17 protein-coding genes and 1 pseudogene are annotated in these 20657 nt (G+C 40.5%); 13 read left to right on the top strand and 5 right to left on the bottom strand.

Annotated features, from left to right (window positions below; translation table 11 throughout):
• Nucleotides 1-94 precede the first annotated feature (94 nt).
• The gene (locus BN1356_RS09250) at nucleotides 95-289 is read right to left on the bottom strand and encodes a hypothetical protein (protein WP_093651108.1); all 195 of its coding nucleotides are present in this window, start codon (nucleotides 287-289) and stop codon (nucleotides 95-97) included.
• 70 nt (nucleotides 290-359) lie between these two features.
• The gene (locus BN1356_RS09245) at nucleotides 360-1361 is read right to left on the bottom strand and encodes a lactonase family protein (protein ID WP_093651107.1); all 1002 of its coding nucleotides are present in this window, start codon (nucleotides 1359-1361) and stop codon (nucleotides 360-362) included.
• A 144-nt stretch (nucleotides 1362-1505) separates the two neighbouring features.
• Between BN1356_RS09245 and BN1356_RS09240 the strand changes: the two genes are divergently transcribed.
• From BN1356_RS09240 to BN1356_RS09225, 4 genes and pseudogenes are all read left to right on the top strand, one after another.
• Nucleotides 1506-2687, top strand: a complete 1182-nt coding sequence (locus tag BN1356_RS09240; protein WP_093651106.1) for an AI-2E family transporter — start codon at nucleotides 1506-1508, stop codon at nucleotides 2685-2687.
• Complete coding sequence (locus tag BN1356_RS09235; protein WP_093651105.1) at nucleotides 2680-3912, top strand: tetratricopeptide repeat protein; 1233 nt, start codon at nucleotides 2680-2682, stop codon at nucleotides 3910-3912. Before BN1356_RS09240 ends, BN1356_RS09235 begins: the two co-directional genes overlap by 8 nt.
• A 4-nt stretch (nucleotides 3913-3916) precedes the next feature.
• Nucleotides 3917-4634: pseudogene (gene budA / locus BN1356_RS09230) on the top strand (acetolactate decarboxylase).
• A gap of 1 nt (nucleotide 4635) precedes the next feature.
• Complete coding sequence (locus tag BN1356_RS09225; protein ID WP_093651104.1) at nucleotides 4636-4965, top strand: hypothetical protein; 330 nt, start codon at nucleotides 4636-4638, stop codon at nucleotides 4963-4965.
• Between the two features lie 65 nt (nucleotides 4966-5030).
• On the opposite strand, the gene BN1356_RS09220 is transcribed toward BN1356_RS09225, so the two are convergent.
• Nucleotides 5031-6680 carry an Rqc2 family fibronectin-binding protein gene (locus BN1356_RS09220; protein ID WP_093651103.1) on the bottom strand — a complete coding sequence of 550 codons (1650 nt, stop codon included), beginning with the start codon at nucleotides 6678-6680 and terminating at the stop codon, nucleotides 5031-5033.
• Nucleotides 6681-6851: 171 nt separating this feature from the next.
• Here BN1356_RS09220 and BN1356_RS09215 point away from each other — a divergent pair, with 171 nt between their 5' ends.
• The 9 genes from BN1356_RS09215 (at nucleotide 6852) to BN1356_RS09175 (ending at nucleotide 18487) form a co-directional block, all read left to right on the top strand.
• Complete coding sequence (locus tag BN1356_RS09215) at nucleotides 6852-7274, top strand: cupin domain-containing protein (protein ID WP_093651102.1); 423 nt, start codon at nucleotides 6852-6854, stop codon at nucleotides 7272-7274.
• Nucleotides 7275-7757: 483 nt separating this feature from the next.
• Nucleotides 7758-9581 carry a heavy metal translocating P-type ATPase gene (locus tag BN1356_RS09210; protein ID WP_093651101.1) on the top strand — a complete coding sequence of 608 codons (1824 nt, stop codon included), beginning with the start codon at nucleotides 7758-7760 and terminating at the stop codon, nucleotides 9579-9581.
• 372 nt (nucleotides 9582-9953) lie between these two features.
• Nucleotides 9954-10958, top strand: a complete 1005-nt coding sequence (trpX, locus tag BN1356_RS09205) for a tryptophan ABC transporter substrate-binding protein (RefSeq protein ID WP_093651100.1) — start codon at nucleotides 9954-9956, stop codon at nucleotides 10956-10958.
• 14 nt (nucleotides 10959-10972) lie between these two features.
• On the top strand, nucleotides 10973-11842 hold the full coding sequence (locus tag BN1356_RS09200; RefSeq protein ID WP_093651099.1) for an ABC transporter permease: 870 nt from the start codon (nucleotides 10973-10975) through the stop codon (nucleotides 11840-11842).
• Entirely contained in the window at nucleotides 11839-12597 is a 759-nt protein-coding gene (locus tag BN1356_RS09195) for an ABC transporter ATP-binding protein (RefSeq protein ID WP_093651098.1), read from the top strand. Before BN1356_RS09200 ends, BN1356_RS09195 begins: the two co-directional genes overlap by 4 nt.
• A gap of 578 nt (nucleotides 12598-13175) precedes the next feature.
• Entirely contained in the window at nucleotides 13176-14837 is a 1662-nt protein-coding gene (locus BN1356_RS09190) for a ribonuclease J (protein ID WP_093651097.1), read from the top strand.
• Nucleotides 14838-14899: 62 nt separating this feature from the next.
• Nucleotides 14900-15691 carry an alpha/beta hydrolase gene (locus BN1356_RS09185; RefSeq protein WP_093651096.1) on the top strand — a complete coding sequence of 264 codons (792 nt, stop codon included), beginning with the start codon at nucleotides 14900-14902 and terminating at the stop codon, nucleotides 15689-15691.
• Nucleotides 15692-15748: 57 nt separating this feature from the next.
• Nucleotides 15749-17662: an ABC transporter ATP-binding protein gene (locus tag BN1356_RS09180; RefSeq protein ID WP_093651095.1), complete on the top strand. Its 1914-nt coding sequence runs from the start codon at nucleotides 15749-15751 to the stop codon at nucleotides 17660-17662.
• A gap of 72 nt (nucleotides 17663-17734) precedes the next feature.
• On the top strand, nucleotides 17735-18487 hold the full coding sequence (locus BN1356_RS09175) for a PASTA domain-containing protein (RefSeq protein WP_093651094.1): 753 nt from the start codon (nucleotides 17735-17737) through the stop codon (nucleotides 18485-18487).
• Nucleotides 18488-18502: 15 nt separating this feature from the next.
• Here the strand turns inward: BN1356_RS09175 and gatD are convergent, their stop codons facing one another.
• Nucleotides 18503-19291 (bottom strand): lipid II isoglutaminyl synthase subunit GatD, encoded by a 789-nt coding sequence (gene gatD, locus BN1356_RS09170; protein ID WP_093651093.1) that lies wholly within the window; start codon nucleotides 19289-19291, stop codon nucleotides 18503-18505.
• Nucleotides 19291-20634, bottom strand: a complete 1344-nt coding sequence (murT, locus tag BN1356_RS09165) for a lipid II isoglutaminyl synthase subunit MurT (protein WP_093651092.1) — start codon at nucleotides 20632-20634, stop codon at nucleotides 19291-19293. The genes gatD and murT overlap by 1 nt, the downstream gene beginning before the upstream one ends.
• Nucleotides 20635-20657 lie beyond the last annotated feature (23 nt).

Below are 20657 nucleotides of genomic sequence, written 5' to 3'. Positions count from 1 at the left end.
CTCTTTGAGTATCCATCTCAACTGTCTTTTATTGGCTATTCTCTTTGAAAATCAATAGAGGTATTATCTTATCTATTTTACTTTTCTTTGAGTGTTATTTTCCATCAAATAATCCTTTTACTTTTTGGAGGACACCGTCAAGACCGCCAGCTCCATCAAGAAGTCCTTTAGCCTTATCAAAATAATCACCAAGATTATCTTTGTTTTCTTCAAGGAATTTTTGAGCAGCAGAGAAATCTTGTTTTTCGATCATTTTTTTAATTTGGTCGAAGAGTTCATTTGGGTTCATTAGCTGATACCCCTTTCTATTTGATCATTTAAATTAAACCATAAGATTAGAAAAAATAAAAGTTTCTAGCTTAAAAGAGGACGCATACTGCTTCTGGTACTTGGAAGTCCTGATTCACTGCTCTTAACTTGCCACTTTCACTTTCACGGGCAAAAACAGAAATATTATCAGAATCCTGGTGAGCAACTATGAGGAATTCGTTATCCGGTGAAAGGATGAAGTCACGTGGTGTATTTCCCAGACTGGATACAATTTCAACTAATTCAAGACTGGCATCACCTAAGATTTTAAAGACTGCAATGGAATCATGTCCACGATTAGAAGTGTAAAGGAATTTACCATCACTTGAGACACGGATAGCAGCAGTACCATTAAAGCCAGTATGGTCATTTGGCAAGGTAGAGATAGTTTGCATAAGCTCAAATTGTCCCAAACCATCATAGATTAAAACTTCGACAGTAGAGTTTAGTTCGCACATGAGGTAGGCGATTTTAGCTGTTGGATGAAAAGCCAAGTGACGAGGGCCGGCACCTGCTGCGGATTGGTATACAGAAAGTGGCTCCAATTGACCATCAACATCTACCTTGTAAGAAAATACCTTATCACAGCCTAAATCACAAGATACCAGATACTTATCCGGTGTTAGATCTGCATAGTGAGCGTGGGCAGAAGTTTGATTTTCATGAGGACCAGTACCAACATGACTTACTTTGTCAGCTAAAGCAAGACTTCCATCTGCTTGCCGTTTATATACAAGTACTTGTCCCTTATGGTAGTTTGCCCCGTAGACGAGTCCGCGCTCTTCATCAACCGACACATAACAAAGTGGAGCACCTTCTTCCACAACATGGTTGAGGAGTTTCCCCTTAGCACTATAGGCTGCAATACCACCACCTGCTTCAGTTGCCCCAACAGCATAGAGTGAACCATCCTGAGCAAAAGCCAAATAAGTAGGATTGTTTTCTTTTACAAGAACTTCTAAATTGCTGAGTTTGCCTGTTTGATCATCAAAGTCTGCGGAATAGATTCCTTCTGATTTGCGTTTCGTATAAGTACCAAAGTAAATTTTCATGGAGTTTACCTCTTTTTTATATTTTGTCCATTATACCATAAAATGTGTAAAAGTTATCATTTTTAGTAAGGGCTTTCCTGTAAAAAATCACGCAAATAGACAAGAAAATGATACAATAGAAGAAAATGTTGAGTGAGGTTTCCTATGCAAGAGAGAAGGCACAAGTTTTTCAATTCTTGGTTCTATAATTGGTTTATAAATAATCAGGCTGTTGCTTTTTTATTGGTGATTCTATTGGTTTTGGTCAACCTATTCTTATTTACCAAGGTGGGGTATGTGGTTAAACCGATTGTTAGTTTTCTAGGGGTTGTTCTACTGCCTATGATATTGACAGGTCTGCTCTATTATTTGTTAAATCCAATCGTCAATTGGTTAGAAAGACTCAAAGTATCTCGAACAATTGCTATTTCTATCGTTTTTGTTTTTATCGTCTTTCTCTTGGTATGGGGACTAGCAGTTGCTATTCCTAACATACAAGAGCAGATTGTTTCCTTTGCCAGAAATGTTCCAAATTATATTCAAAATATTGAAGAGCAAGTAACGACTTTATTGGAGGACGATCGTTTTGCTCAATTTCGTCCAGCAGTCATCGATGTGATGGAACGCTTAAATGAGCAAGCTATTTCCTTTGCTCAGAATCTCTCTTCTAGCGCGGTTGGTTGGGCAAGTGGTTTTATTTCAACAGCTTCTCAAATTTTAGTTGCGGTACTGATTATGCCCTTTATCCTCTTTTATTTGTTGAGAGATGGGAAAGATTTGAAAGGTCATATTACCAAGAACCTGCCAACAAGCTGGCGCCAACCCGTCGGAACAGTTTTGACGGATATGAATAATCAACTATCCAATTATGTACGAGGTCAAGTGACAGTAGCCATTATAGTTGCCCTTATGTTCTCCATTTTCTTCTCTATTATTGGGCTTTCTTATCCGGTTACTCTTGGAATTTTAGCAGGATTTTTAAACTTGATCCCTTATTTAGGTTCGTTCTTAGCTATGATTCCTGCTGTAATCTTGGGTTTAGTGGCTGGTCCCCTTATGTTGGTTAAGGTATTGATTGTCTTTATGGTTGAACAAACCATTGAAGGACGATTTGTTACTCCACTCATCATCGGCAGTTCGCTCAATATCCATCCTATCACTATACTTTTTATACTCCTAACATCTGGCCAAATGTATGGAGTTCTAGGCGTGCTTTTGGGAATTCCGATTTATGCCTCTATCAAGGTGGTTGTAAAGGCGATTTTTGAGTGGTATAAGCAGTATAGTGGTCTTTATGAAGAAAGTAATTTGACAAATAATGATAAAACTGAGGTAGTAAGTGAATAAGAGTGAAAAAATGCTCTATACTCTAGAGCAACAAGATTTGGAAGCCGCTCAGGCTTATTTTGAGGAGGCCTTGCTTGAGGATGATGAGGAAACTCTCTATGATTTAGGCACTTATCTAGAATCGATTGGTTTTTACCCGCAGGCAAAAGAAATCTATCTTCAACTGGTAGAAGATTTTCCAGAACTTTATCTGAATTTGGCTCAGATTGCTAACGAGGATGGAGCCATTGAAGAAGCCTTTGCTTATCTGGAGAATATTTCTAAGAGCAGTCCCTATTATGTTGAAGCCTTGTTAGTAAAGGCAGATCTTTATCAGTCAGAAGGTTTAGCAGATGTGGCTCGTGAAAAACTGCTGGAAGCGACCAGTTTGGCTGAGGACCCTATTTTAACCTTTGGTTTGGCTGAGTTAGATATGGAATTAGGCAATTTCAAGGAAGCTATTCAGGGATATGTACAGTTGGACAATCGTGAAATCTATGATATGGTTGGTGTATCAACTTATCAGCGTATTGGACTTGCCTATGCTAGTCTAGGAAAATTTGAAGTTGCTATTGAGTTCTTGGAAAAAGCGGTGGAGCTGGAGTATGATGACCAGACTGTTTATGAATTGGCAACGCTCTTGTATGATCAAGAAGAATGTCAAAAGGCCAATCTTTACTTCAAACAGTTGGATACCATCAATCCTGATTTTGAAGGCTATGAATATGCCTATGCCCAATCGCTTCATGCTGAGCATAAACTAGATGAGGCCCTCGCTATGGTTGAGAAAGGCCTTGTTAAGAATGAATTTGATTCCGTTCTCTTGCTCTTAGCTTCCCAGTATGCCTATGAAAATCACGACAATCAAGCTGCCGAAGACTATCTCCTCAAGGCCAAAGAAGATGCAGATGATATGGATGAAATCATTCTGCGCTTGACCAATCTATATCTGGAACAAGAACGTTTTGATGCTGTTGTGGCTCTTGCATCGGACGACCTAGATAATGTCTTAGCCCGCTGGAATATTGCTAAGGCCTATCAAGCTCTGGAGGAGGATGAGAAGGCCCTGGACTTGTTTGATGAGTTGAAAGTTGAACTAGCTGATAATCCAGAGTTTCTGGCTGATTATGTCCAGGCATTGAAGCAGGAAGGATCCATTTCTGAGGCTAGAGAATGGGCTCATCGCTATCTACATTTGGTACCAGATGATATTGCTATGCAAGAATTTTACAATCAAGAAGATTAGGAATATGGAAGCAAATAAATTATTTCAATACAATACTCTGGGAGCTCTGATGGCCGGTCTATATGAGGGTTCTCTGACCATTGGCGAATTACTGCAGCATGGTGATTTGGGAATTGGAACCCTAGACGCCATCGATGGTGAATTGATCATTCTGGATGGAAAAGCTTACCAAGCTAAGGGATCTGGCAAAGAACCAGAAGTGATCGAAGTCAGTTCAGATGTCAAGGTTCCCTATGCAGCTGTCATCTTTCATCAGGCTGAAGTCATCTTTAAACAACGCTTTGAGATGACCCATAAGGAATTGCAGGCTAGAATTGAATCGTATTATGACGGAGAAAATCTTTTTCGTTCCATTAAGATTCATGGGCACTTTGCTCAAATGCATGTCCGTATGATACCAAAATCAAGCTCGGATCGAAAGTTTGCGGATGTCGCTAGCCATCAACCGGAGTTTACGAGAGAAAATATTACTGGGACCATCCTTGGTTTTTGGACACCTGAAATTTTCCACGGTGTCAGTGTAGCCGGCTACCATCTCCACTTTATTTCAGATGATCATCGTTTCGGTGGCCATGTCCTAGACTATGTCATCACACAAGGAACGGTAGAAGTGGGAGCGGTCGATCAATTAGATCAACGCTTTCCAGTTCAATATCTTCTCTTACCTCTTTGCCAAATTCAATGCCAAAGAAGTAAGAGAAGATATTGATAAGGCAGAATAGCATGAAAATGAATATACTTGATATTCAACTTAGTCAATTGTTTTTGTCTGAAAAGAAAATAAAATTGCTGAAGGAGTGGATGGAAATGGCAAATGTAGAAATATTTCCTCCAGTTCCGATAAAGAAAATAGGGAACCGAATATTTTTTACGGATGGACATACGAGAGCTTATTTAGCATATGTATTAGGTTGGCAAGAACTCCCAGTTATATGGGATGAAGATGAGTTAGATTGGGAGGCATATCTATTTTGTGTCAAGACAGCGGAAGAAAGAGATATTTGGACCGTAGTTGACTTAGCAGAGCGTATCTTATCGGGAAAAGACTACTAGGAAAAATGGCTTGATTGGTGTCAAGAAGTCTTTAAATACTAACAAGTAATAAAAAAATCCATGAATTAGATTTTCATGGATTTTATTTTTTCTTCGCTCGGTGTGACCCGTAGTGTTTTTTGTCCCCTATAGGTAACAAAGCCTGGTTTCCCACCTGTCGGTTTGTGGAGTTTCTTGGCTTCAATCATGTCGACTGGAACCAGATTTGAGTGGCGAGATTTGGAGAAGTAGGCAGCTAGTTCAGCGGCGTCCGTTTTGACTTCGTCGGATGGATCCAAATTATCCGTAATGATCACATGGCTGCCCGGAATGTCCTTGGCATGGAACCATAGTTCACCTTTTTTAGCTATCTTAAAGGACAGTTGATCATTTTGCAGATTATTTTTTCCAACTAAAATGATTGTTTTACCATCTCTAGCCTGGTAAGCTTCTGGTTTTTGACGCTTGGCTATCTTTTCACGATGGCGGCGTTTCAAATATCCTGTCTCAATCAGCTCCTCACGAATCTCATCAATTTCCGCTAGACTTGCTTGGTTAAGCAGAGTTTCAACGCTTTCCAAATAATGAATAGTCGCTTTTGTTTCTTCTAGCAAATTCGTCAAATGTTTGACAGCTTCCTTTAGTTTCTGGTACTTCTTAAAATAACGTTGCGCATTTTGGCTAGGAGTGACCGTCACATCTAAGCTGATATCGATCGTTTGGCCAGTATAGTAATTGTCCAAGGTGACACTTGGGAGATTATTGGGCACTTGATGGAGATAGGTCGTCAGCAACTCTCCTTTTTGACGAAAGTCTTCCGCATTCTCAGTAGCTACTCGTTCCTCTTCTTGTTTGACCAATTTTTTCCGATTTTTCTCCAATTCGCCGGAAACACGTTTGATCAATTCATTGGCTTGTTGCGCAACGCGGTCCCGTTCAGCCTTATCTTGATAGTAATAGTCCAAAAGTTCAGAAAGACTATCAAAACTTCTAGAACTATCAGAAAACGCCACGGCAGAAAAAGATTTTTCTGTCAAAGATGCTTGACAGGCTTGTTTAAAAAATCTTTGAAAATGCTTGAGTTTGTCCGAACCCAATTGTGAAGAAAGTTCGGTTGCTGTGTCTCTCCCCAATCCTTGAAAGAGGATCTGCAAATTTTTAGGACTTAACTCTTCAGTGTTCAATAGTTCGAAGAGTTTTTCTTCCTTTATGCTAAAGGGATTTCTAGCCTCTGACTGAGGTGGATAGATGTAGGTTGAACCGGGCAAGATTGTCCGATAAGAATTTTGTGAAAAACCGACATGTTTGATGGCTTCAATAATCCTATTTTCACTTTTATCAACCAAAATAATATTGCTATGTTTTCCCATGATTTCAACGACGAGAGTAGCTTGGATCTGATCCCCAATCTCATCTTTGTTGGATACGGCAATTTCCAAAATCCGGTCATTCTCTATTTGTTTCAGTGATTCAATTTTGGCACCTTGCAAATATTTTCGGAGAATCATGGTAAAGGTATTGGGCGTTTTTGGATTGGTAAATTCTGTCTGGGTAAGCTGAATGCGTCCAAATACCGAATGAGCAGAAATCAAGAGTTTTTGGCTCTGACCTTGGCTTCGGATGTTCAGAACTAATTCCTGTTCAAAGGGTTGGTTGATTTTTTGGATCCGGCCTCCCAGAAATTTTTCCTGTAATTCAGCCGTTATATGGTGTAAAAAAAATCCATCGAAGGACATGTTTTTTCCTCAGTTTCTATTAGTTTTTCTATTATACCATAAGTAGTGGCAAGCTAAAGTATTTGGAGTAAGGGATTTTGTTAGGACCAGCTTGTTGCTAATAGAAAATTCTTGACGCATTTTATTAGAATGATTATAATTAAGATAAGAAATTTAAAGGAGGATAAGACAATGACTTTTGATACTAGTGATAAAGGTAAAGAACCTTTGGTAATCGATATGGAGGGTGTGACCCTTGAAAATAGTAATTATCGGACAACACTATGGACTGGAGATAAAATTCAATTGACAGTGATGTCTATCGAGCCTGGTGATGATATCGGCTTGGAAACGCACCATGGCATTGAGCAGTTCTTACGTATTGAATCAGGAAAAGGCCTTTGCCAAATGGGACCAAGTGAAGATAATTTAAACTTTGAAGTGGAAGTTTCTGCTGATCATGCTATCTTTGTTCCTGCTGATACTTGGCATAATGTTACCAATACTGGTGATGAACCATTGAAACTTTATACCATCTATGGGGGACCAGACCATGTTTTTGGAACTCTTCATCCCACTCATGATGACGCCCGCAATGATCCAAACGAACACTAATACTCTTTGAAAAACAAAAGGATATTTTGGTAAAGCTCTTTGTTGCTCATTAGGCCTGCCTACGTTGCTTTGTCTCATCTATTTTTGACTTTCTTTCAGTATCAGGCCTTTCGTGTGCTAAGAAAAAGTTTTAAAAAAAACGCTTGCACAACTTCAGTAAAAGTGCTAAAATGAAGTTAGAAAATAAGTTTAATTGAATAAGAACAAGCGGTAAATCGTGAGATTTATGCAGCCGGGTCTCCAAGCGTGGAGACAGCAGACCACAATGTCTAGATGTTAGAGTGCGTGCCTGTGAGACAGTACAATTACTGTCCATAGGTATACACTTTTTTATATATCAACATAAAGTGATGTCGCTGATCTATTTCTCCTACAAACCTTTTTCAATTGACTATAGTTGGTTTTGCCAATAACTCAACCAGCTATCAATTTTCGTTTTTCAGATAAAAATAGTTCAGAATTATAATTATGGAGGATATCTTTATGTTTCATTATATTAAAACCCAACGGACGGCACAATTTGTTATTTTAGGAACTATTTCCCTCCTGATAGGGATGGTTACGCAATCTCAATCACCACTCGTGGGAAGAATATTCCTTTATTTGGCTATTTTCTTCTTAGGCTACTATGCTACCAAAAAAGCGATTCGTGAAACGCTTGAAAACAAATCCCCCAATGTGGACTTGCTGATGATATTGGCTGCTCTTGGTGCCATGGTCATTCAGGAGGAAAGTGAAGGAGCTATTCTGCTCTTTATCTTTGCGACCGCTGAGGTTTTGGAAGCCTATGCGACAGAAAAATCGACCAAGGCTATTTCTAGTCTTATGTCACAAGTTCCAGATACCGCTCAACTCCTAAAAGCTGATGGGCAAACAGTAGAAGTAGCAACCAGCCAACTCAAGGTGGGAGATACTATTTTAGTAGCAAAAGGAAACCAGATTCCAATTGATAGTCAAGCACTGAATCCGACAACCGTCAATGAAATGGCTTTGACGGGAGAAGCTGTCCCAGTTGAGAAGAAAATGGGAGCTGAGGTTTTTGCAGGTACCCTCAATGAAGGTGGAGCCGTTACTCTCAAAGTAAGCAAGACCAGTGATGAGACAGTTTTTTCAAATATCATCCGCATGGTGGAACAAGCTCAAACTCAACCATCAAAAATTGGAGCTGCTATCGACCGTTTTGAACGCTTCTATGTCATCGGAGTTTTCTTGGCGGTCCCTCTATTTATTGCTGCTCTCTATTATCTGCAAGGTTTAGGATTTCATCAAGCCTTTTATCGTGGAATGGTTTTGCTGACAGTTGCTAGCCCTTGTGCTTTGGTTGCTTCTGTGACACCTGCTACCCTTAGTGCTATCAGTAAAGGTGCTCGAATTGGCGTTCTGATCAAAGGTGGTACGGCTTTGGAAAACTTGGCCTCTATTAATTTAATTTACTCCGATAAAACTGGAACCTTGACCTATGGTAACTTTGAAGTTCTAGATTTCTACTTACCTGACCGTCTCTTACCAATAGTCATTGCTATGGAACAAGGATCTCATCATCCCATTGCCCAAGCCATTGTCAAACATTTCTCGACTGTGGATTTATCACAAGTACCAGCTAATTTGGTCGTTGAAGAAGAATCTGGTATGGGTTTAATTTGTGACAATATTCGAGTTGGTAAGCCAGCTGCTTTTGCTGATTATAAGGATCCATATGCCTATGCTCATGGTTTGACCAAAGGACAAACGACAGTGATTGTAGCTGAGGATGATACCGTAATTGGTTATCTGACCTTAGCCGACCAAGTTCGTCCAGAATCTGCACAAGCTGTCCATGATTTCCAAAAAGCGGGTGTTGAGGTAGTGATGTTGACTGGGGATAATGAAGCAGTAGCAGAAAGGATTGCAAAAGAAGTAGGAGTGACGGATTACCGTGCCAATTGCCTACCGCAAGACAAAATTCAGGATGTCCAAATGAGCCAGACTGCCGGCAAGCAAGTTGCCATGATTGGAGATGGGATCAATGATGCTCCAGCCCTTGCCAATGCTCATGTTGGTATCGCTATGGGATCAGGTTCAGCCATTGCTATGGAGTCAGCTGATTTGGTCATGGTACAAAATAACTTTGCCAAACTTTTTCAGGTTTACATGCATAGCCAAAAACTCAATCGAATTATCTGGCAAAATCTTTTCTTCTCGATTGCCGTCATTATTGTTTTGATTACGTTGAATATGTTTGGCTTTCTGGATTTGACAAAGGGGGTTATCTTCCATGAAACCTCCACTATCTTAGTCATTCTTAACGGTCTACGATTGCTTAAATAGTGAAGTTTTAGCAATGAAAAAACCTTCATTAATAAAAAATCAGTAATGGAAAAAAGATAAATTGTGAGAAAATTTTAAAAATTTCTTGCAATTTCTGAAAAATCATGTATAATAAAGAAAATAAAACAAGGAGGAAATGAAGATGGCATACACTCAACCACTTACAAATTGGCAAAACTGGCGTAGGTAAAGTTGTGTTTATGTTTGTGCATAGATACGACTTTTGGAGTACTTCTAAAAAGTATCTATGCGCTAGTCTTCATCTATCTAATAGGGGCGCGTAGTAGGATATCTTACCTTACTGGGCGCTTTTTCTTTTTAGTTGGCTCTTGATTCTATTCTTTAAACAAAGTAAATATTAGGAGAAATGTTATGAAAAATAAAAGTTTAATCGGAACACTTATCGCTCTTGCTCTTTTGGTTATTGGAGTCCTCTTCGTTACTAACCGCGAAGAGAAGACAAGTACTGGTGAAAAAGAAGTTGTGAAAATTGGTATCCTACAATTTGTCACCCATGATGCCTTGGATGAAATAGAAAAAGGGATTGAAGATGGTTTGGCAGATGCAGGTTACGAAGGGAGCAATGTAGAGTTAACAGTTCTCAATGCAGAGGCGGATCAGAGTAAGATTCAAACCATGAGTAAAAAATTGGTCAATGATGGTAACGATATTCTTATTGGGATTGCGACACCAGCAGCTCAAGGATTGGCATCCGCGACAAGCGATATCCCAGTCGTAATGGGTGCTATTTCAGACCCAGTCGGTGCAAAATTGGTGAAAAACTTAGAACAACCGGAAGGAAATGTGACAGGTGTCTCTAACCATATCCCGCTTGCTCAAACGGTTGACTTGATTAGAACCATTACACCAACTGCAAAAACAATCGGTGTCCTCTATGCCAGCAGCGAAGACAATTCTGTATCACAAGTCAAGGAATTTACTGATTTTGCTGAAAAAGCTGGTTTGACAGTTTTTGAGTACGCGGTTCCATCGACAAATGAAATCACAACGACCATGTCTGTCATGACAGGAAAAGTGGATGCAGTTTTTGTACCACAGGATAATACAATCGCATCAGCTTTCCCAACAGTAGTATCAGCAACCAATACTGCAAAACTTCCTGTTTATTCAAGTGTTGATACTATGGTCAAACAAGGATCGATTGCTTCCGTTGCCCAAAGCCAATATGGGTTAGGTCTCGAAACAGCAAAAGTCGCTCTTAAAATCCTAGCAGGTAAAAAAGTGTCGGAAGTTCCAGTTAATATTGTCGATACAGGCAAACCAACACTTAATTTGAAAGCGGCCAAAGAACTAGGGATTACGATTCCTGACAGCCTATTAGAAGAAGCAGATGTAGCTGTCAAGGCTGATGAATAGAAAGATAGAAAAATATGATTATCTCATCCATATCACAAGGGCTCTTGTGGGGGATTCTCGGTTTGGGAATCTACCTAACCTTCCGAATTCTTAATTTTCCAGATATGACAACAGAAGGCTCCTTTCCTCTAGGAGGAGCAGTTGCTGTTACCATGATGAATATGGGAGTTCATCCCCTATTGGCCACATTATGCGGCGCTTTGTCTGGTTGTTTGGCAGGACTGATTACTGGACTCCTCTATACCAAGGGGAAAATCCCAACTATTTTAGCCGGTATTTTGGTGATGACATCTTCTAACTCCCTCATGCTCATGATTATGGGACGTGCCAACTTAGGTTTATTAGATACACAAAGACTTCAAGATTTACTGCCTTTCTCAACCGTTACGAATTTACTCCTCGTTGGTCTTCTGGCAGTTGTCAGTGTCATTGGGGCTCTGATTTATTTTCTTTACACCAAGTTGGGGCAAGCCTATATCGCAACAGGGGATAACCGAGATATGGCCAAGAGTTTTGGGATCAATACGGACCGAATGGAAGTGATGGGTCTAGTGGTTTCCAATGGCCTCATCGCACTAGCGGGAGCTCTTGTCAGCCAACAAGATGGTTATGCGGATGTATCAAAAGGGATTGGGGTCATTGTCATCGGACTAGCCTCCATCATTATCGGTGAGGTACTCTACTCAACTGGCTTAACGCTTTTGGAGCGTTTGATTGCTATCGTAGTCGGATCTATTTTCTATCAGTTCCTCATTACGGCGGTCATTGCCCTTGGTTTTAATACCAACTACCTCAAACTCTTCTCAGCTATTGTATTGGCTACTTGCCTTATGGTGCCAGTTTTGAAAAAGAAATTCTTCAAGGGGGTGACACTTTCACGATGAAAAAAATTGTTGAATTAAAAAATGCCTCCGTCCAAGTCAATAATGGCTTTGATGAAATAAAAACAATCTTAGATGAGGTTAATTTGGAGATTTACGAGCATGATTTTTTGACCATTCTCGGTGGAAATGGTGCTGGTAAATCAACCCTCTTCAATGTGATTGCAGGAACACTCATGTTGACTTCAGGTTCGATTTCAATCCTTGGTGAGGATGTGACCAATCTACCAGCAGAAAAACGTGCGAAATACCTGTCCCGCGTCTTCCAAGATCCGAAAATGGGAACGGCGCCTCGCATGACTGTAGCAGAAAATCTTCTTATTGCGAAATATCGTGGTGAGAAAAGACGGTTTTCTCCAAGAAAAATTCTTGCCCATAAAGAGGAATTTTCTCAACTATTGACCAAGATAGGAAATGGGTTGGAGAGGCATTTAGATACGCCTACGGGTCTATTATCGGGTGGCCAGCGTCAGGCACTTAGCTTGCTCATGGCAACGCTCAAACGGCCAGAGCTCTTGCTCTTGGATGAGCATACGGCTGCATTGGATCCTAAGACTAGCCTGTCGCTGATGAGATTGACGGATGAATTTGTCACAGGAGATTCTTTAACAGCCCTTATGATTACCCATCATATGGAAGATGCCCTAAAACATGGTAATCGCCTCATTGTTATGAAGGACGGAAAAATTGTCAAGGACGTCAACCATGATGAAAAATCTAAAATGGAAATCGCTGATTACTATCAGTTTTTCGAATAAGCTTAAGCCTAGGTAACAACTTAATTTAAAACTTCCTATCAAAATAAAAACAACTAAAATGGCATAGAGTAAACGTTTCTGATGACGTAATTCTAGGCCATTTTCTATTTTAAGACTTTTTACCCAGCCCCTTCATTTTCGCATTCTTTTGGAAAAAATGATATAATATCTCTGATATACAGGGCAACCTGTAATACTCAGAGAAAATCAACAATAGATGAAACAAAGTGACGCAGACCTATCTAGTAGTAGGTAAGGAACTTTAGCCATCTATTGTTGATTGTCAAAGAGTATAAAACAGTAATTCGACTTGCCAACCCACATCGATGGATGTAATGGAATGGATCGGTAAACTGGTATACAATTTAATTTTTTAGCTTAATCTAGTGATGTTCTTGGAGAGATAGTCTTAAAGGAAGTTTCCTCGTGTCATTTCTAGGAGGCTGTCTCTTACATCAACAAAGAAGACCGCTGAAACATTTTTGAGATTACCATGTCGACCCTTCTTTTCACTTAAATCATCTTTTGGGACGCAAGGACCGTTTGTATGAAAATAAATAATAAAGAGGATTTATATCATGAGTGATATTAAAATCATGGCCTTAGGCGGTGTCAGAGAGAATGGTAAAAATCTCTATATCGCTGAGGTTAATGACAGTATTTTTGTTCTGGATGTTGGCTTAAAATATCCAGAAAATGAACAGTTGGGTGTGGACGTGATCGTTCCAAATTTTGATTATTTAGTGGAAAATAAAGACCGGGTTGCAGGTGTCTTCTTGACACATGGACATGCGGATGCTATTGGAGCCCTTCCTTATCTGTTGGAGAAGGTAAAAGTACCGGTATTTGGTTCACATTTAACCATTGAATTGGCCAAGTTGGTGGTCAAAAATTATGGAGCTACTAAGAAGTTTAAGGACTTTCATATTATCAATGCCAGAACAGAAATTGATTTTGGGGATGCAGTTATTTCTTTCTTTAAGACAACCCACTCGATTCCTGAAAGTTTGGGAATTGTTGTCAAAACAGACGAGGGCAATATCGTCTACACAGGCGATTTCAAGTTTGATCAAGCGGCAGCCCCTTATTACAAATCTGATTTTAGCCGTTTGGCAGAATTGGGCCAAGAAGGTGTCTTGGCACTCTTATCTGATTCTGCAAATGCGGATAGCCAGATTCAGGTGGCAAGCATGCACCAAGAATCAGAAGAGATCCTCAATACCATTGCGGATTGGGATGGTCGTGTGATTGTGGCAGCTGTAGCCAGCAATATCATTCGTATCCAACAAATTTTTGATGCTGCTGATGCGACCGGTCGTCGGGTTGTTCTAACAGGTCATGATGTGGAAAATATTGTTCGCACAGCGATTTCTTTGAAGAAATTACGTTTGGCAAGCGAGCACATTCTCATCAAGCCTAAGGAAATGAACAAGTACCAAGATAATGAGTTAATTATTCTGGAGACTGGCCGCATGGGTGAGCCTCTCAATGGTTTGCGTAAGATGTCTATCGGCCGTCATCGTTATGTTGAAATCAAGGATGGTGATTTGGTCTACATCGTGACAACACCAACGGTTTCTAAGGAAGCGGTCGTTGCTAAGGTAGAAAACATGATCTACCAAGCGGGCGGAGTTGTCAAAACCATTGCTAAGGATTTGAGAGTTTCTGGACATGCCAATGCGCGTGATTTGCAACTCATGCTTAATATTCTTAAACCAAAATATCTCTTCCCGATCCAAGGAGAATACCGTCAACTTGATGCTCATGCTAAAGCAGCCCTAGAAATCGGATTTTTCCCAGAAAACATTCTTATTGTGAAACGTGGGGATGTCATGGCGTATGAAGATGGCGAATTTGTCCATAATGGTGCCGTCTCAGCTGGGGATGTCATGATTGATGGAAATGCCATCGGTGATGTGGGTAATATTGTCCTACGCGACCGTAAGATTCTATCTGAAGATGGTATCTTTATCGTTGCTATTACGGTTAGTCGCAAGGAAAAGAAAATTATCTCCAAGGCTAAGGTCAATACGCGTGGCTTTATCTATGTTAAAAAGAGCAAGGATATCTTAAGAGAATCGGCTGATTTGGTCAATGCCAGTGTGGAGAAATACTTTACCAAGGATAGCTTTGATTGGGGAGAACTCAAGAGTGCAGTTCGCGATGATTTGTCCAAGTACCTCTTTGAACAAACCAAACGTCGCCCAGCCATCCTTCCTGTTATCATGGAAGTAAGATAGAGATCAGTTAGTGAGCTAGGAAACTAGCTCTTTTCTAAAATAGAAGAGGAGAAAGGCATCATATGGCAACCTTTGAAATAGAATATTTTTCTGAAAGTTTAGATATGGCTCGTCATGTCAGCGTGATTTACCCAGATGCAGCGGACGTAGCGCCTGACTTAGTAGATTGTACAGATATTCCGGTTCTTTACCTCCTACATGGGATGAATGGCAATGAAAATTCTTGGCGGAAACGAACAGCTATTGAGCGCTTAATCCGTCATACCAACCTCATTGTTATCATGCCCAATACGGATTTAGCTTGGTATACCAATACGACTTATGGCCTTAATTACTACGACGCTATTGCCAAAGAATTACCTAAGGTTATGCAGCGTTTTTTCCCAAATATGAGTCGAAAAAGAGAGAAGACTTTCATAGCAGGGCTTTCTATGGGAGGTTATGGAGCCTTTAAAATCGGCCTCTCTACAAATGAGTATGCCTATGTTGGAGCCTTTTCAGGGGCTCTGGGGATTGGTATGGACTTGGATGAATTGGAGAAGAATGTTGATAAGAAACCAGCTTATTGGCAAGGTATTTTTGGTGACTTGACAAGAGAGAACCTGAAGAAACATATCATGACGACGTTTGCCAAAGAACACGATAAAAAATCCCAGTTCTATACTTGGTGTGGGAAGGAAGATTTCCTCTTTGGTAGCAATCAAAAAGCAGTCAAGGCACTAGAAGATATGGGCTTGAACCTAGAAAGCACGGTCAGCCATGGCACACACGATTGGTATTATTGGGAACAACAATTGCAAGTTTTCTTGAAGAAATTACCGATTGACTATGAGGAAGAAGAACGTTTGACTTAAGTCATTATTTTATGCGGAAGTAGGGAATTTTCTCTGCTTTTTTGTTACAATAGAAACATGATTATACTTAGTGGAAATAAGATTGAGCGCTCTTTTTCAGGGGATGTGCTCTTTGATAATATTACTATTCAGGTGGATGAAAGGGATCGCATTGCTCTAGTAGGGCGAAATGGTGCCGGTAAATCCACTCTTTTAAAAATTTTAGTCGGCGAAGAAGCACCTACATCAGGTCAAGTCAATACCAAACGCGACTTGACCTTGTCCTATCTGGCTCAGGATTCTCGCTTTCAATCAGAAAGAACCATTTTTGATGAGATGCTGCATGTCTTCGATGATTTACGGACCACAGAAAAAAATCTGCGGACGATGGAGTTGCAGATGGCAGATTTGACTGGGGATGATTTTGACAAACTGATGGCGGATTACGACCGTCAATCGGAAGATTTTCGTGCGCGTGGCGGTTTCACCTACGAGTCGGATATCAAGGCTATCCTCAATGGTTTTCAGTTTGATCAGTCCATGTGGGACATGAAGATTGCTGAATTGTCAGGTGGGCAAAATACGCGCTTAGCCTTAGCCAAAATGCTCTTGGAAAAACCCGAATTACTAGTCTTAGACGAACCAACTAACCACCTAGATATTGAAACCATCGCCTGGTTAGAAAATTACTTGGTCAACTACCAAGGGGCACTCATTATCGTCAGCCATGACCGCTATTTCTTGGACAAGGTGGCGACGGTCACCCTTGATTTGACCACGCATTCTTTGGATCGCTATGTAGGCAATTACTCTAAGTTCATGGACCTCAAGGTTGAGAAGTTAGCTACTGAAGAAAAGAACTTCGAAAAGCAGCAGAAGGAAATTGCCAAGTTAGAAGACTTTGTTCAACGCAATATTGTCAGGGCATCGACTACCAAGCGGGCTCAAGCCCGGCGTAAGCAGTTGGAAAAAATGGAGCGACTAGATAAACCTCAAGCTGGAAATAAATCAGCTAACATGACTTTTCAAGCAGAGAAAGTTTCGGGCAATGTGGTTTTGACGGTATCAGATGCGGCTATTGGTTACGATGGGGAAGTCTTATCTGAGCCGATTTCTTTAGATGTGAAAAAATTTGATGCGATTGCCATTGTCGGACCCAATGGAATAGGGAAGACAACCTTCCTCAAATCAGTTGTTGGCCTACTTCCTTTCATCAAGGGTTCTTCCATTTACGGTGCTAATGTGGAGCCGGGTTACTACGATCAAACTCAGTCCAATCTGACTCGGACAAATAGTGTTCTAGATGAACTTTGGAATGCCTTTCCGACTACGCCTGAAGTTGAAATCCGCAATCGACTGGGAGCCTTCCTCTTCTCAGGAGATGATGTCAAAAAGTCTGTTGCTATGCTTTCCGGTGGTGAAAAAGCACGTTTACTTCTAGCAAAACTGTCCATGCAACACGATAATTTTCTGATACTGGATGAGCCGACCAACCACTTGGATATCGATAGCAAGGAAGTTCTGGAAAATGCCCTTATCGACTTTGATGGAACCTTGCTCTTTGTCAGTCATGACCGCTATTTTATCAACCGAGTGGCAACAAAGGTTTTAGAAATTTCAGAAACAGGTTCTACCCTATACCTAGGTGATTATGATTATTACTTAGAGAAAAAGGCCGAGCTGGAAGAGTTGCAAGAAGCAAAACAAGATCAAGCAATCTTGTCAGATACCTCCGCTTCTGAATGGGACGCTAGTGATTACCAAAAGCAGAAAGAAAATCAGAAAGAAATCCGCAAAATCACTCGCCGCATCCAACAAATCGAGGACAGGCTTGACATTATTGAAGCTAGAGAAGCTGAAATTGCTGAGGCCATGGAAGAGACCAACGATGCTGTAGAGTTGCTTGAATTGCAAGCTGAACTGGATAAGATCACTCAGGAGCAAGACCAACTCATGCAAGAATGGGAAGAGCTGAGTCAAGAACTGGAGTAAAAGGAAGCTGAGGAGCTTCTTTTTATTGTTTACTGAAAAGTTTTGGTATATAATGAAGAAAAGGAGGTTCTTATGCCTAAAAAATCAAGTAAAAATGCCATCAAAAAATCCTCTGGGAAAATGGGGAAACTCTTTGGTGCAGCGAATCTTTTTTTAGGAGTTATTCCTGATACGGTGGAGATTGTTGGAAAAATAACAGACAAGGCGGCCCCTATTGTTGATAAACATTTGGAAAGGCAGCATAGTTATAAAAAAAGTTTGGTTGCGATTCCTAACTTAATGGATGTGGAGGCATCACAAGCCAAGCAACATTTAGAAAAATTAGGTTTACAGGTTATCTTGCTCTTAGCCAAACCGCATAAAAAATATGTCAAAGCCAATGCTGGAGAAGTGGTTGCCATGATGCCTCGCTCTGGCAAAGTTCCACCAGGAACTCTTGTCAAAGTCTACTATGTGGATGACTGGGTCATTGCAGAAAGCAAGAAAGAAATGGCTTTGCCAGATGTGACAGGTTTACCGCTTTTGCAAGCTCGTCAAGTCCTTGAGGAACTTGGCTACTTGGTCACCACATTTCCAGTCAAACCTCGTTCCCAATATGCTAATAGAACTGTTGATCAAGTTATTTCCATGTCTCCCAATCCACACTTGCCCTTGAATGCTGTCAAAAAAGGGGCCGTTGTTAAATTGGTTTATCTGGATGCAGCCACTAAAGAAGCTAGTGGCATCTTGCAAAAAGCAGAAGAAGAAAAAAAAGCGGCTAACAGCCAACGCTTCAAAGATGGTCTACAAAAAATCCAAACGATTTTGCCAATCAAAAAGAACTAGTTGCCCTAGTTCTTTTTATTCTTCTTCTAAAATAGCTTTGCTCTTAACATCCGCATATTCTTCAGGTTTTTCTTTACTGAGAATGGCGTCATAGGTTGGCATGGCAATGTCCTGTCCATATTTTTTACGTAAGGCAGTTGTCACTAAACGGTAGGCTAAATTGGTATTGCGTGATAGGATCGGACCGTGGAAGTAGCTAGCAAAGGTATTTTTATAATGCATGCCTTCAACGCCATCTTCTTTATTGTTTCCATTTCCGTAGACCACTTGACCAAGTGGTTTTTGGTTTTCCGCTAGGAAAGTGCGACCTTGATGATTTTCAAAACCATAGTAAGTTTCACCAAATTCCTGGTTGTGAATTTTGATATCGCCAATGTAGCGGTTATTGGACTGATTGAGGGTATAGTGTCCTAAAATACCTAGGCCGTCAATCTTTCGGCCACCTGCTTCGATGTAGTATTGACCCAAGAGTTGAAAGCCACCACAGATAGCTAGAAAAACACCATCATTTTCAATGAAATCAGCTAGACTTTCCTTTTTAGAGGGAAGATCTTTTGATAAAATAGCTTGTTCAAAATCTTGACCACCACCAAAGAAGGCAATATCATAAAAATCTGGATCAAAGTTATCTTCCATGGAAACAATGTCGACTTGAACCTTGGCACCGCATTTCTCAGCCACATACTTAAGCATGAGAATATTGCCATTGTCACCATAAGTGTTCATCAAATCTCCATAGAGATGAGCGATGTTGAGATCGTAGGAGTAGTCTTTCTCAGGACTTTTTAGAGATGTATAAACCATTATTTCATCTCCTTTCCGACAGCATTTCTTTGGGCAAGGAGGTCACGCAACTCTAGCATAGCAGTATAGGTTGCGAGGATGTAAGCCTGTTGACTCTCTTGTTTTTCAATAGCTTGCATGAGACTATCTAGGCTATCGACTTGCTCTATATTTTCTTCGTCAAAGCCAGTTACACGCAGACGGCGTGCTATTTCAGAGGCACGCACACCACCAGCAAAGATTTGAGTGATATCCATGTGATGAATCTGCTCGAAATCCGCATCCCAAATCCAGCTGGTATCAATCCCATCTGCATAGTTGGCATTGAGGAGGACGGAGAGGGAGAAGTCAAACGGAGCTAATTTCATCATTTCGATAGCTTGAGTGGCACCGACTGGATTTTTAATCAAGACCAAAGTACAGTCTTTATCCCCAATTTTAAAGGTTTCCTGACGACCAAAGACTGCCTTGCTCTTGTCAAAACCTGCTTTTATAATCTGAGGGTCAATACCAAAAAATTCTGCTACACTAACCGCAGCTAAGGCGTTGTAAATATTGTAGAGTCCCCCGATATTGATTTTATAATCTTGACCATCGATAACAAAGCTAGAATCTTTGTGACTGATACTGGTCAATTGCGTCAAAGCATAATCCAGTTGAGGACGATTGAAATCACAATTGAGACAGACATAAGAGCCTAGGTTTGCATAGGTGTTCATCTTGTAACGCAAGATGTGATGGCAGTCGGGGCAGAGAATACCTTCCGTGTTGTAGTGGGCTAACTGGGGCTGACCTTCTTCAGTTGCAAAACCGTAATATTTGATGGGATTGATAGTCTTTGTTGAATTGAAGAGTGGACTATCGCCATTGGCTAAGATAGTAGCTTCAGGAGCCTTTGCAGCACCATCCAGGATCATTTGATAAGTAGTATAAATTTCTCCATAGCGGTCCATCTGATCTCGGAAGATATTGGTAAAAACAATGAGACTTGGTTTAACATATTCTGTTACACGAGTCAAACTAGCTTCATCGATTTCCAAAACAGCAAATTTTCTTCCTTTTTTATTTTTCTTGGAAGAAAGGAAAGTAGTTGTAATACCGGTAATCATGTTAGCACCGCTGGTGTTGGTAGTAACTTGGCCAAAAGCTTCTTGAAGAATACCAACAATCAGGGCAGTAGTCAAGGTTTTCCCGTTGGTTCCTGTTACCACGATAATCTCATAATTTCTTGCTAACTGATCTAAAATCTTTTTATCAAATTGAAGGGCAATTTTTCCGGGCAGCGTGCTTCCGCGTCCCATTTTACTAAGAAAAAAGTGGGCAGATTTACCTGCAAGAATACCCAATGCTGTGTTTATTTTCATAGAAGTATTGTATCACAAAGGAA

Origin of the sequence: Streptococcus varani (assembly GCF_001375655.1) — a bacterium.
GTDB classification, from domain to species: domain Bacteria; phylum Bacillota; class Bacilli; order Lactobacillales; family Streptococcaceae; genus Streptococcus; species Streptococcus varani.
Note: the sequence above shows the minus strand (reverse complement) of the source record. Positions and strands in the feature narration are given on the sequence as shown.

Coding starts and splice junctions, on each gene's coding strand:
- BN1356_RS09215 (WP_093651102.1), top strand. CDS start 6,852: ATGACTTTTGATACTAGTGATAAAGGTAAAGAACCTTTGGTAATCGAT.
- BN1356_RS09210 (WP_093651101.1), top strand. CDS start 7,758: ATGTTTCATTATATTAAAACCCAACGGACGGCACAATTTGTTATTTTA.
- BN1356_RS09200 (WP_093651099.1), top strand. CDS start 10,973: ATGATTATCTCATCCATATCACAAGGGCTCTTGTGGGGGATTCTCGGT.
- BN1356_RS09245 (WP_093651107.1), bottom strand. CDS start 1,361: ATGAAAATTTACTTTGGTACTTATACGAAACGCAAATCAGAAGGAATC.
- BN1356_RS09185 (WP_093651096.1), top strand. CDS start 14,900: ATGGCAACCTTTGAAATAGAATATTTTTCTGAAAGTTTAGATATGGCT.
- BN1356_RS09175 (WP_093651094.1), top strand. CDS start 17,735: ATGCCTAAAAAATCAAGTAAAAATGCCATCAAAAAATCCTCTGGGAAA.
- murT (WP_093651092.1), bottom strand. CDS start 20,634: ATGAAAATAAACACAGCATTGGGTATTCTTGCAGGTAAATCTGCCCAC.
- trpX (WP_093651100.1), top strand. CDS start 9,954: ATGAAAAATAAAAGTTTAATCGGAACACTTATCGCTCTTGCTCTTTTG.
- gatD (WP_093651093.1), bottom strand. CDS start 19,291: ATGGTTTATACATCTCTAAAAAGTCCTGAGAAAGACTACTCCTACGAT.
- BN1356_RS09250 (WP_093651108.1), bottom strand. CDS start 289: ATGAACCCAAATGAACTCTTCGACCAAATTAAAAAAATGATCGAAAAA.
- BN1356_RS09240 (WP_093651106.1), top strand. CDS start 1,506: ATGCAAGAGAGAAGGCACAAGTTTTTCAATTCTTGGTTCTATAATTGG.
- BN1356_RS09195 (WP_093651098.1), top strand. CDS start 11,839: ATGAAAAAAATTGTTGAATTAAAAAATGCCTCCGTCCAAGTCAATAAT.
- BN1356_RS09220 (WP_093651103.1), bottom strand. CDS start 6,680: ATGTCCTTCGATGGATTTTTTTTACACCATATAACGGCTGAATTACAG.
- BN1356_RS09190 (WP_093651097.1), top strand. CDS start 13,176: ATGAGTGATATTAAAATCATGGCCTTAGGCGGTGTCAGAGAGAATGGT.
- BN1356_RS09180 (WP_093651095.1), top strand. CDS start 15,749: ATGATTATACTTAGTGGAAATAAGATTGAGCGCTCTTTTTCAGGGGAT.
- BN1356_RS09225 (WP_093651104.1), top strand. CDS start 4,636: ATGAAAATGAATATACTTGATATTCAACTTAGTCAATTGTTTTTGTCT.